The organism is Actinomyces sp. (genome assembly GCF_030530635.1).
GTDB lineage: Bacteria > Actinomycetota > Actinomycetes > Actinomycetales > Actinomycetaceae > Actinomyces.
The window spans coordinates 20,893-32,576 of record NZ_JAUMUL010000038.1 but is presented as its reverse complement, the minus strand read 5'-3'; the positions used below and the strand labels follow the sequence as shown (position 1 = coordinate 32,576).

Here is an 11,684-nt window from a genome sequence, read left to right as displayed (position 1 = left end):
ACATTCCCAGCCGTCCACACCACCAAACCCCACCGAATCAACTCCCCATGCAAACCCGCCACCCGCTCACGCGCAGCCGCCACCGCCCCACGCACACCCACATCCAAATCAGCCAACACAATCCGCTCAGTCTTATCGGCCATGAAAGTACTCCTTCGTGACGGGCCGGCCCGGCGCCGACCAACTTACGCCGTCGGCACGATGCTGCTTGGTATCACGGCAACAGTCACGCCCTCGTACGCACAGATGTGCAACGGGGCGATATTACTTAAACAGGTTTGGGTGAGCCGCCTAGCACTTGCGTACGCAGCGGACAACGTCCGCGGCTAGGGTCGCAATCTCGTCTGCGATCACCGATCTAACGGTGTGTTTGTGGATTAGTTGTCACAATGCCGGCACTTCGGCTGTTGTGCCGGTGTGTTTGTGGACTTCACAATCGATGGTTCTGCGGATCTCGATAAGGTGATTTGGGACTGGGCCGGCGATCACTAGATGCTCCCCGCGACGCGAAACCTGCGCAATATTCAGCGCAGCGTTTCGGCCAGGTCCCCGATGCGGCCCAGCAGCCCGTTCAAGAACCGCGGTGAGTCATCGGTCGACAGCATGCGGGCGAGGGTGATCGCCTCGTCGACGGCCACCGGCGCGTCGACGTCGTCGTTCCAGACGATCTCCCAGGTGGCCAGGCGAGCGATGGCCCGATCCGTGGCCGGCATGCGACTGAGCACCCAACCATGGGAGTAGGTCTCGATGGTCTCGTCGATCTCGGCCAGATGATCGGCCACACCCGCCAGCGCCGCTCGCGCGTATGCGGGAGCCTCGGTCTGGTTCGCGGAGTGAAGCGCGCGCTCGGTGGCGAGCTCCCGCAGCCTCTGCGCACCCGACTCACCCCGCAGCATGCCGCGCTGGTCCGCCTCGAACAGGACCTCAACCGCCCGCCTGCGCGCCTTGGTGCGGGCCGTGACCGGGTACTTGGGCTGTTGCGCCGAGGCGGTATCGGCGTCGTCGGACGGCGCGAAAACCGCGTCCGGTTCAACCGGCATGGATTCGGACATCGGGGGTCAGTCGGTGACGCGGGAGATGTAGGACCGGGACCGGGTGTCCACCTTCACCTTGTCCCCGATGTTCAGGAACAGCGGAACCTGGATCTCGGCGCCGGTCTCCACAGTGGCGGGCTTGGTACCCGCCGAGGAGCGGTCGCCCTGCAGGCCGGGCTCGGTGTGGGAGATGGTCAACACGACGGCGGCCGGCAGCTCCACGAACAGTACGGTCTCGTCATGGAAGGCGACGATGACGTCTTGGCCCTCGAGCATGAGATCGGCGGCCTGTCCGACCACGTCGGCCGCGACGTAGGTCTGTTCATAGGTCTTGACGTCCATGAAGACGAAGTCGTCGCCGTCCTTGTAGGAGAACTGCATATCGCGGCGGTCGACGGTGGCGGTCTCAACCTTGAGGCCGGCGTTGAAGGTCTTGTCGACGGTCTTGCCGGACAGGACGTTCTTGATCTTGGTGCGCACGAAGGCGGGGCCCTTACCCGGCTTTACGTGCTGGAACTCGACCACCTGCCACAGCTGGCCCTCCAGGTTCAGCACCATGCCGTTCTTCAGGTCGTTCGTCGTTGCCACGTGCGGTTCCTATCTCGTTCGGGGATGTCGGAAGTCTTAGACCGCTTAAGCCTACCGCCATGTCGCTGTGATCCCCCAGCCGCCGCCTGTCATGCCCATCACGACCAGTGGGTCCCCCGCCACCATATCTACCGATCTCACCACGTAACTTCTACCGATCTCGGCGAGAGGGGGGGACGGCTAGTGGAGGTCGGTAAGGTCCTTAACGTCCTCGCGCAGGGCTCGCACCTCACCGAGCCGGGCGAGCGTGGCGTAGCGCTGCTCCGCATACGGCAGCGAGACCTCCAGCAGGAACTCGGCCATGCGGCCATGCCCCTGGCCGGCCAGCTCCGCGGCTAGGGAGCGAATATCGTCGGGGTGCCGGTTCTGGCTCATCTTGGCCTTGCCCTGCAAGCGTTCGATGTCCACCTCGACCGCCACAATGGCGCGTGACATACGTTCCAGCTTCTCCTCCCCGATGGGAGCGAGTACGTCATCGGACTCATACATCTGCGTCAGTCGCCGCGCCGCTCGCAACGCCGCCTCGGGGCTGGAATCAATGTGCACCGGCCCCCACACATGCAAGGTGATGTAATCCCAGGTGGGCACGTTCGGCTTGACCTCATTGGTGGCGTACCAGCGGGGCGAGATGTAGGCGTCGACCTCATCGAAGACGACCATGCCCGGCCCGGTGATCGGCTCACGTACCTGCGGGTTGTTGCGCACCAAGTGGGTGACCAGCGCGCCTCGCTCGACATCGCGGTAGAAGGGTACGAGCGTGGCCAGCGGTCCATCCGCGTGCACGGTGACCAGATTGCCCGCGCGGGGTCGGTCCAACAGCGCGGAGGCATAGTCCTCGGGGAGTTCGAAGTGCCTGGGCACGTACATACACCCACCCTATGGGGACGACCGCCCGGAGTCGAGGGCGGCTATCACCGCGGCGGCCTGGGCGGGCGTGGTGTCGGTGGTGTCGACGGCGGCCGCGCCGGTTCGCGCACAGGCGGACTCCCGCTCCCGCAGCATGCGCGTGAAGGTCTGGCGCACGTTGCCCAGCGCCACCGAACGTGGTGCATCCATGCCGTTGCGGGTGGCCAGACGGCGAACGGAGGCGGTCAGGTGAACTAGACGCACCCCGGCGGCAGTCGCCCGCACCAGGGCGTCCTGAACCGCCTGATCGCTCAGGCAACCGGAGCCCAGCGCCACCACGGCGCCCTCCTGCTCGGCCCGCAGGATCGCCTTCAACGCGGTACTCGCCAGAGTTTGCCGGTAACGTTCCTCCGGGACAGCCACCAGGGCGAGTTCGGGCGTGGTGCCTAGCGCCCGGGCAGTCTCCTGCCCGACGTCGAACAGTGCCGCCCCCCGAGTATCCGCCAGCACGCGGCCGACGCTGGAGCAGCCGGCACCGGGGACACCGAGCAGCACCACGCCTGCGGGGCTCACGCCTGTTCTCCTGTAGCACCGCTATCGGTGGCACAGGCGTCGGCGGATCCCGCGGTGACGGCCTCGTGCGCGGCCCGCAGCACTTCCACACCGGGTTCGACGCCACGTGCGGGATGGGCGACGTCGTCCAGTAGCACCATGCGCAGCCTGCCGGCACGTACCTTCTTGTCAGACGTCATGGCGGCGTACAGCGCCTCAAAGGCGTCCGCTCCCGCGGGGAAGGCGACCGGCAGGCCCGCGGCGGCGAAGACGCGGCGGTGTAGCGCCAGCACCTTGTCGTCCAGCCGACCCAACCGGTGGGCGACCTCGGCGGCAAAGACACAACCGACGGCCACCGCCTCACCGTGCCGCCACGTGTAGCCGGTGACCTTCTCGATCGCGTGGGCGTAGGTGTGCCCGTAGTTGAGGATCTCCCGCAGGCCGGACTCGGTGAGGTCCTCCCCCACCACTGCCGCCTTGACTGTCACGGCGCGGCTGACCAGATCGGCGAGCGTCGGCGAGTTCGCATCCGGAGGGGCGGAGGCCGCCAGTACCAGATCGAGGATCACGGGGTCGGCTATGAACCCGCATTTGACGACCTCGCCCATACCGGCGTGTACCTCCGCCGCAGGCAGCGTGCTCAGTGTCCCCAGGTCTGCCACCACGGCGGCGGGCGGGTGGAAGGCACCCACCAGGTTCTTACCGGCCTCGGTGTCAATCCCGGTCTTGCCGCCCACAGCGGCGTCAACCATGGCCAGCAGTGTGGTGGGCACCTGCACGATGGGAACCCCGCGCAGCCAGGTGGCGGCGGCGAAGCCGGCCAGGTCGGTGGTGGCGCCGCCACCCACGCCCACCAGGCAGCCATCGCGCCCCATGCGGAAGGCCCCCAATCGCTCCCAGATCTCGTTCAGCACCGCCACCTGCTTGGCACGCTCCCCGCCAGGAACCTCGATGCAGGTCACCCGCAGGCCGGCCGCCTTCAGAGCGTCCGCGTAGCCTGCGGCCACCGTGGCCAACGCGTCCGCGTGTACAACAGCTACTCCCCCGGCGCCGGCGCCGGGAGCGGCCGCTACAGCGCGGGTGACGGCGTCGGCCATACCGGTGCCGATAACGACTTCGTAGGGGCGGGAGGCGGCACCTCCGGGAACTGTTATGACGGTGTTGCCGCAGGGGTCGCAGGTCTGCTTCACAGCCGGGTGCGCGGCCCTGATGCCAGCAGCGGGTGCCAGTCGCGCGGCTGCCCGGGACGGTGCTGCACCCAGCGACACCAATACCAACGCCGCCACCTGCTCGGGGGTGAGCCCATCGGTGGGTACGGTCAAGGTGGCGACCTGTCGATACAGGTCGTGGCGTGCAGCGTGCAGGGCCTCCATCCGGGCGAGCACATCACTGTGCACGCCTTTCTGGGCGGCCGCGGCGGTGTCCGAGTCCGAGGCGGCGCCCGGCGTGCCGACCAGCGGGCGGCCGGCGCCGTCACCCACATGGGCGGCGGCCGTGGCGGGACTGGCGGCCAGGTGCACGACGGCGCGTCCGCGCAACAGCCGGCGGTTCTCCTCCCGCAGCACGGCGCCACCGCCGAGTGCCACCACGCCCTGGGCAGCCCCCTCCCCGATCAGCACGGCCCGCAGGGCGCGGGTCTCCCGTTCGCGGAAACCCTCCTCGCCCTCGGCGGAGAAGATCTGCGGGATCGTCATGCGGGCGCGGCGCCGGATCTCGGCATCCGTGTCGGTGGCCTGCACACCCAGGGCGGTGGCCAGCAGCCGGGCCACGGTGGTCTTACCCGACCCGGGCAGGCCCACCAGCACGAGCGGAAGCAGGTCCGCGTCGATGGCCGCATCCGGCTGGACTGATCCGCCGAGGCGATCGGCGTGGCTTATGAGGCTCATATGACTTACGACTCCTTCGGCGCAGGAATGTGATTGGGGCGACTCGGGTCACCAGCGGCTGCGCTCAGCCAGACGGGCGAGATAACCGGACAGGTTGCGGCGCGCCTCGCCCACGCTGTCTCCACCGGTCTTCTCCAGCAGCGCATCCGCGAGCACCAGTGCCACCATCGCCTCGGCGATTACCGCGCCGGGGACGACGGCGGTGGTGTCGGAGCGCTGATGCAGGCCGGCGGCCGGTTCGCCGGTGGCCAGGTCCACCGTGCGCAGGGCGCGGGGTACGGTGGAGATGGGCTTGTAGGCGGCCCGCACTCGCACCGCCTCGCCGTTGCTCATACCCCCCTCGATTCCGCCGGCCCGATTCGTGGCGCGCTGCACCCGCCCATTGTCAAGCGTGAGGATCTCGTCGTGGGCAGCCGAACCCCGGCGGGCGGCCTCGGCGAAACCATCACCGATCTCCACGCCTTTGACCGCCTGGATGCTCATAAGTGCGCCGGCCAGCCGGGCGTCCAGCCGTCGGTCGGCCTGCACGTGGGTGCCCAGTCCAATGGGCACACCGGTGGCAATCACCTCCACGACGCCGCCGAGCGTGTCACCGGCTCTGCGGGCCGCATCGATCTCGGCGACCATGGCGGCACTGGTAGTCGGATCGGTGCAACGCACCGGGTCCGCGGTGAGCCGCTCCTCGTCCTCGGGGGTCGGCGGGACGGTATCCTCCGGCAGGGCGACTGAGCCGACGCGCACGACATGGCTGACTAGACGGATGTCACCGATCTGCTCCATTACGGCAGTGGCGACCGTTCCCAGGGCAACCCGGGCGGCGGTCTCGCGCGCGGATGCGCGCTCGAGGACGGGGCGGACATCTGGCAGGTCGTACTTCAGCAGGCCGGGCAGGTCCGCATGGCCCGGCCGCGGCCGGGTCAGCGGCAGGTTACGAGCGACTTCCCGCTCATCCCCGGTTCCGGCGTATCGGCGCAGGGCCGAGGCGGGTACCGGGTCTGCACTCATGACGGTGGACCACTTGGGCCACTCCGAATTGCCGATGCGCAGAGCAATAGGCCCGCCCAGGGTGCGGCCGTGGCGGACGCCGCCGAGGATGGACAGCTCATCCGCCTCGAACTTCTGACGTGCGCCGCGGCCGTGCCCCAGACGGCGACGAGCCAAGGCGGTTCGGATCCGCTCACTGGTTATCTCCACGCCCGCGGGCACGCCCTCAATGACAGCGGTGAGGGCCTCACCGTGGGACTCGCCGGCGGTCATCCATCGAAGCATGGGGCGATCATCCCATGCGCCCGGCCGCCACGTCACCGCCGCTCGTCGCCGCGACGCGCAAGCGCCTCCAGCAGCGCCTGACGCATGGGCTCCAGCGCGGGGGTATGCCCGGTCATAAGCGTGACCTGCGGCACCGCCTGATGCAGCAGCATCAGCCAACCGGGAGCAATGGCACCGCCGCAGACCTGCCAGGCTCCCGCCAGTGGGGTGGGCCAAGGCGCATAGACGACGTCGAGCAACACGGCTCCGTTTCGGGGCGCGCTGCCGCTGCGTGCGGAAGCCAACGGCGCGGCCAGGGTGTCGGCGGCGCCGGACGGCAGGGTGGAGACGAGCAGGTCGGCTCGTGCGGCCGCGGCGGCGACTTCGGCGTCGGATGCGGCATCGCCCGGGCGCCAGGTCAGCGCGGTCACCTCCAGCCCCATGCGGTGCGCGGCGGTCAGGGCCCGGCCGGGGCCGGCATGGCGGCGTGCGGCGATGACGATGTCGGTGGCACCCAGCTCGGTGACCGCGGCCAGGGCCGAGCAGGCGGTGGCGCCGGATCCGAGCACGACGGCGCGGATCCGGCCGGCCGCAGCAGCGTCTGTGAAGCCAGGACCGACCTCACGCACAGCACCGACAATGCCGGCGACGTCGGTGTTGAAGCCGGTCAACAGGGCGGCGCCGCGTCCGGGCCGTTGGGCAACCACCGTGTTCACCGCGCCGACGGTGGCCGCCAGCGGGTCGATCACATCCAGGCGATTCAGCAGTGCCTGCTTGTGCGGCATGGTGACGCTCAGGCCCTCCCAGACGGGGTCTGTCGTGGCCGGGGCGGCGAGCTCATCCAGCAGGGCGGGCAGGTCGGCGGGCGGGGTCTGGCGCTGGTCGTAGACCCAGTCGTGCAGCCCGGCACAGGCGTATGCGGCCCGGTGCAGCACCGGGGAAAGTGAGTGCGCGACCGGGTCCCCGATGACGGCCGCCCGGTGACGGGCGCGGGCGGCCCCGCTCGGCACGACTGACACGGTGACCTACTCGGCGTCCGGCGCCGGGGTGGACGTAGTCGCCGGCGCGGATGAGGCGCCGGAGCAGACCTCGGCGTTCTCCTTGCAGTACGCAGTCAACATCTCGGTGTTCTTCTTCTGCTCCTCATGGGTGGCGGCGAACCGGGTGTCACCCGTCTCCAGGTTGACGGTAACGAAGTACAGCCAATCGCCGGCGGGCGGGTCGATAACCGCCTGGATCACGGCCTCACCGGGACTGCCGATGGGGGTCGGGGGCAGCCCCACGTGCTGATAGGTGTTGTACGCGTTGGAGGAGTCGGCAATCTCCTGCGAGGACGGGATGCCGCCCGTGCGTCCCAACCCGTACAGGACGGTGGAATCCATCTCCAGCCTGCCCCCGGTCTCGCCGTTCTTGTCGGCCAGTCGGTTCTCAATGACGCGGGCGACCTGCTGGTAGTAGCTGGGCTCGGAGACTTCGCGTTCGACGATGGAGGCCTTGATGAGTACGGCCTCGTAGTCGGTCTCCTTAACACCCGCCCTACTCAGGCGGGCGAGGGTGGTGGAGACCATGGAGGCGACCACGTCGGTGGCCGTAGCGTCCTCAGCGATGTCATAGGTGGATGGTGCGAGCCACCCCTCCACGTCGCCACCGGCCACACCTGGCAGGCCGATGGCGGTGGCGTCCGCGAAGGCCGCTTCGACCTCAGCGTCGGTGTATCCACCGACACTCATCAACCGTTCCTTGACCTCCGTCTTGGTGGCGCCCTCCGGGATGGTCAGGGTATGGCCGGACCGCGAGGACGGATCCAGCAGCATGGCAACGGCGTTGGCGGCGGACATGCGTGTCTTGAGCGTGTAGGTCCCGGCTTGAATGTTGCCGGAGTTCGAGTTTGCGGCGTAGGCGTTCTTGAAGGCCCCTGCGGTGGCCACCACGTCCTTGTCCACGAGGATCTGCGCGATGTCCGCCCCAGTGGCGCCCTCGGGAATGGTGACGACCACCTCCTGCTCGCCGGCGCCCGTGTAGTCGGAGATGGTGGTCTGCGCGGACTGCGCGGCCCTGATCACTCCAAGGGCCTTGTAGCCGACGAATCCGACCCCGGCGAGCACGAGTACGAGCACCACCGCCGTCAATGCCCGCCTGCGGCGCCTACGCCGACGGCGAAGACGCGCGGCCTGCAGGCCCCGACGTCTGGTCCGGGGGCCCTCAGACTGCTCGGCGTTGGGAGCCTCAATACCGACGGCAGAGAAGAAATCGTCCTCGGTCACTGTCTGCCTCTCTGAATGGGATCGACCAGCTCGCCCGCCGGCGCCTGAGTTGAGCGCTCCGTAGCGAGGGCCTGTTCAAGTATGACTACTGCGGCCGCCTGATCAACAACACTTCGGAAACTCTTCTCCCGCCGACCGGCTTCGTGCAGCTCCCGATGTGCGGTGACCGTGGTCAACCGCTCGTCCACCAGGCGCACCGGGACGGGTGCAACCAGCTCAGCGAGTCGGCGGGCCCAGCCACGGGCGTCCTGCGTCGAACTGGACGCGCGGCCACTCATACTACGTGGCAGGCCGACGATCACCTCCAAGGCGCGCGCATCGGTGACCAGGTCCGCAGCCTCCTCAAGGTCGCCGCCATAGCGGTCCCTTTGCAGCGTGGCCAACGGCACCGCGAGGATTGCGTCTTTGTCACAGCGGGCGACACCCACCCGTACTCTGCCGACGTCGAAGGCCAGCCGTACCCCGGTTCTCATCTCGCCTCCACGGGAGTGCCGTCTGAGGATCAGGCGGCAAGCGCGCCGGCGACCGCTGCCAGGGCAGCGGGGATTGCGGCGGGATCCTGTCCGCCGCCCTGAGCGACGTCGTCCTTACCGCCGCCGCCCCCGCCGAGCGTCTTGGCCGCGGCGCGTACGAGCGTGCCGGCATGGGCGCCACAGCTGCGGGCGGCGGGGCTGGTGGCGACGACGATGAGCGGACGCCCGTTCACCTCGGCCGCCAGTGCGACCACGACCGCCTCGGACTCGGGCATGCGGCTGCGTACGTCCAGCGCCAGCGTGCGCAGCGCATCGGCGGAGCCGATCGCACCGAGCGCGGTGGTCGCCAGCAGGTAGCCGCCCGCGCGGGTGGCCGATCCCGCAATTTCGGCGGCGCGAGCGATCAGGGCAGCCCGTTCCGCGGCGGCCAACTTCTTCTCCGCGTCCTTGAGCCGGGCCATAAGATTCTCGACACGGCCCGGCAGTTCCTCCGGGCGACCTCCTACCAGCGCCGCCAACTGGGATACCAGGGCGTGCTCCTTGTGCTGGAAGCCGTAGGCCGAATCGGCCACCAGAGCGTCTATGCGACGCACCCCAGAGCCTATGGACCCCTCGCCCAGCAGGGCGACGCGGCCGATGTGTCCCGTGGAGGGCACATGGGTGCCGCCACACAGTTCCCGGTCGAAGTCGTCACCGATGGTGACCACCCGCACCTGCTTGCCGTACTTCTCCCCGAACAGGGCGATGGCCCCCGAGGCGCGGGCCGCCTCCAGATCCATTACCTCGGTGGTCACCGCCAGGTTCTCGGCAACGCGTTCGTTGACCAGGGCCTCAATGTCATCCATCTGCCCGCCGGACAGCGCCGAGCCGTGGTGGAAGTCGAAACGCAGCCGCGCCGGTGAGTTCTCACTGCCGGCCTGGGTAGCATCGGCCGATACCACCTGGCGCAGGCCGGCATAGACCATGTGGGTCGAGGTATGAGCGCGGGCAATGGCCAGCCTGCGCACGGTGTCGATCTCGGCATAGGCGCGCTCCCCCAGCGCGGCCGTGCCCTCGGTGAGTGTTCCGCGGTGAACCGACAGGCCGCGGATCGGAGCCTGCACGTCGTGCACCTCTATCACCCCGCCGTCGGCCAGGCGGATGGTGCCGTGGTCGGCGAGCTGACCACCCATCTCGGCGTAGAACGGCGTGCGTTCCAGGACCACCTCTACCTCCGCGGGGGCGGTCGCGGCGGGTGCCGGCACGCCGTCGACCAGCAGCCCGGCTACGGTCGCGTCGGCGGCCGATTCGGTGTATCCGATGAACTCCGAGCCGCCGCCCATCTGCTTGTTAATTTCCTGGAAGACGCGCACATCGGTGTGTCCCGCCTTCTTGGCGCGCGCGTCGGCACGTGCACGCTCCTTCTGCTCCTCCATGAGGGTGCGGAAGGTGGCCTCGTCGACATCGACCCCCTGCTCGGCGGCCATCTCCAGGGTCAGGTCGATGGGGAAGCCATAGGTGTCGTGCAGTTCGAAGGCGGCCTTGCCGGGAACGACCGGGCGGGAACCGCGAGCCTCGGCGGCGGCTGCCCGCTTGGCGGCGTCGACGGCGGTGTCCAGGATGGTGGTTCCGGCCGCCAGGGTACGGCGGAAGGCGTCCTCCTCACCGTAGGCGACCTGGGAGATAGTGTCCCATCCGGTCTCAAGCTCCGGGTAGGAGGCCTTCATGGCGTCTTTAGATGCGGTCAGCAACGTGGGCAGGGCGGCCTGACCGACACCGAGCAGTCGCATGGAGCGCACGGCCCGGCGAATCAGGCGGCGCAGTACGTAGCCGCGGCCGTCATTGCCGGGGCGCACGCCGTCACCGATGAGCATCAGGGCGGAGCGGACGTGATCGGCCACCACCCGCAGGCGCACGTCGTCCAGGTAGGCGTCCCCGGCCTCGGGGCCCGACGCTCCGCGGCCGTAGGTCTTGCCGCTCATGGCCTCAGCCGCGGCGATGACCGGGTAGACCTCGTCGATCTCGTACATGTTGGGCTTGTCCTGCATGATGAATGCCAGACGTTCCAGGCCCAGACCGGTGTCTATTGCGGTTTGGTCGAGCTTGCCGATCAACTCGAAGTCGTGGCCCTGACCCTCACCGCGGACGAACTCGTCGAACACCAGGTTCCAGATCTCCAGGAAGCGGTCTCCGGCGGCATCCGCCACGGGCCCGCCGTCGGGGCCGTAAGCGGGACCGCGGTCGTAATGAATCTCACAGCAGGCACCGGCGGGACCGGGCTGTCCAGTCGACCAGGAGATCTCCGCGAAGGGCAGCAGTTGCACCCGCTCTGCGGGCACGCCGACCACCCGGGTCCAGTGGTCGTACGAGACCTTGTCCTCCTCCCAGATGGTCATCCACAGCCTGTCACCGTCCAGGCCGTACTTGCCCTCCTCACGGCTGCCGGTGAGCAGATCCCAGGCGTAGTCGATCGCCCCCTCCTTGAAATAGTCGCCGAAGGAGAAGTTGCCGTTCATCTGGAAGAACGTGCCGTGGCGGGTGGTGCGTCCGACGTTGTCGATGTCATTGGTGCGGATGCACTTCTGCACGGAGGCCGCGCGCGGCCAGGGCGCCTTCTCGGTGCCAAGGATGTAGGGAATGAAGGGAACCATTCCGGCCACGGTGAACAGAATGGAGGGCTCCGGAGACACCAGGGACACCGACGGGCGGATCTCGTGATCGTTCGCGGCGAAGTAGTCGAGCCAGCGGGAGCGGATCTCTGAGGTGCGCATTGGAGAGCCTCGTCCTGTTCGTATCGGGTCGGGCGTGCGCGCG

At 68.6% G+C, this 11,684-nt stretch carries 10 protein-coding genes; all 10 read right to left on the bottom strand.

Annotated elements, in window-relative coordinates:
• Positions 1-524 precede the first annotated feature (524 nt).
• Positions 525-1,052, bottom strand: coding sequence for a transcription antitermination factor NusB (nusB, locus tag Q4A20_RS09645; RefSeq protein WP_303122536.1), 528 nt, complete (start codon positions 1,050-1,052; stop codon positions 525-527).
• 6 nt (positions 1,053-1,058) lie between these two features.
• Positions 1,059-1,622, bottom strand: coding sequence for an elongation factor P (gene efp, locus Q4A20_RS09640; RefSeq protein ID WP_303122535.1), 564 nt, complete (start codon positions 1,620-1,622; stop codon positions 1,059-1,061).
• Positions 1,623-1,802: 180 nt separating this feature from the next.
• Positions 1,803-2,489, bottom strand: a complete 687-nt coding sequence (locus Q4A20_RS09635) for an FMN-binding negative transcriptional regulator (RefSeq protein WP_303122534.1) — start codon at positions 2,487-2,489, stop codon at positions 1,803-1,805.
• A 9-nt stretch (positions 2,490-2,498) separates the two neighbouring features.
• Positions 2,499-3,041 (bottom strand): shikimate kinase, encoded by a 543-nt coding sequence (locus tag Q4A20_RS09630; protein WP_303122533.1) that lies wholly within the window; start codon positions 3,039-3,041, stop codon positions 2,499-2,501.
• Complete coding sequence (gene aroB, locus Q4A20_RS09625; protein ID WP_303122532.1) at positions 3,038-4,906, bottom strand: 3-dehydroquinate synthase; 1,869 nt, start codon at positions 4,904-4,906, stop codon at positions 3,038-3,040. The genes Q4A20_RS09630 and aroB overlap by 4 nt, the downstream gene beginning before the upstream one ends.
• Before the next feature lie 48 nt (positions 4,907-4,954).
• Positions 4,955-6,175 (bottom strand): chorismate synthase, encoded by a 1,221-nt coding sequence (gene aroC, locus Q4A20_RS09620; protein ID WP_303122531.1) that lies wholly within the window; start codon positions 6,173-6,175, stop codon positions 4,955-4,957.
• A gap of 32 nt (positions 6,176-6,207) precedes the next feature.
• Positions 6,208-7,164, bottom strand: a complete 957-nt coding sequence (locus tag Q4A20_RS09615) for a shikimate dehydrogenase (protein ID WP_303122530.1) — start codon at positions 7,162-7,164, stop codon at positions 6,208-6,210.
• A 15-nt stretch (positions 7,165-7,179) separates the two neighbouring features.
• Complete coding sequence (gene mltG, locus Q4A20_RS09610) at positions 7,180-8,418, bottom strand: endolytic transglycosylase MltG (protein WP_303122529.1); 1,239 nt, start codon at positions 8,416-8,418, stop codon at positions 7,180-7,182.
• Positions 8,415-8,891 carry a Holliday junction resolvase RuvX gene (ruvX, locus tag Q4A20_RS09605; protein ID WP_303122528.1) on the bottom strand — a complete coding sequence of 159 codons (477 nt, stop codon included), beginning with the start codon at positions 8,889-8,891 and terminating at the stop codon, positions 8,415-8,417. Before ruvX ends, mltG begins: the two co-directional genes overlap by 4 nt.
• Positions 8,892-8,920: 29 nt before the next feature.
• A complete protein-coding gene (gene alaS / locus Q4A20_RS09600; RefSeq protein WP_303122527.1) occupies positions 8,921-11,641 on the bottom strand; it encodes an alanine--tRNA ligase in 2,721 nt (906 codons plus the stop codon).
• Between the last annotated feature and the right edge of the window lie 43 nt (positions 11,642-11,684).

Coding starts and splice junctions, on each gene's coding strand:
- Q4A20_RS09635 (WP_303122534.1), bottom strand. CDS start 2,489: ATGTACGTGCCCAGGCACTTCGAACTCCCCGAGGACTATGCCTCCGCG.
- aroB (WP_303122532.1), bottom strand. CDS start 4,906: ATGAGCCTCATAAGCCACGCCGATCGCCTCGGCGGATCAGTCCAGCCG.
- aroC (WP_303122531.1), bottom strand. CDS start 6,175: ATGCTTCGATGGATGACCGCCGGCGAGTCCCACGGTGAGGCCCTCACC.
- ruvX (WP_303122528.1), bottom strand. CDS start 8,891: ATGAGAACCGGGGTACGGCTGGCCTTCGACGTCGGCAGAGTACGGGTG.
- nusB (WP_303122536.1), bottom strand. CDS start 1,052: ATGTCCGAATCCATGCCGGTTGAACCGGACGCGGTTTTCGCGCCGTCC.
- alaS (WP_303122527.1), bottom strand. CDS start 11,641: ATGCGCACCTCAGAGATCCGCTCCCGCTGGCTCGACTACTTCGCCGCG.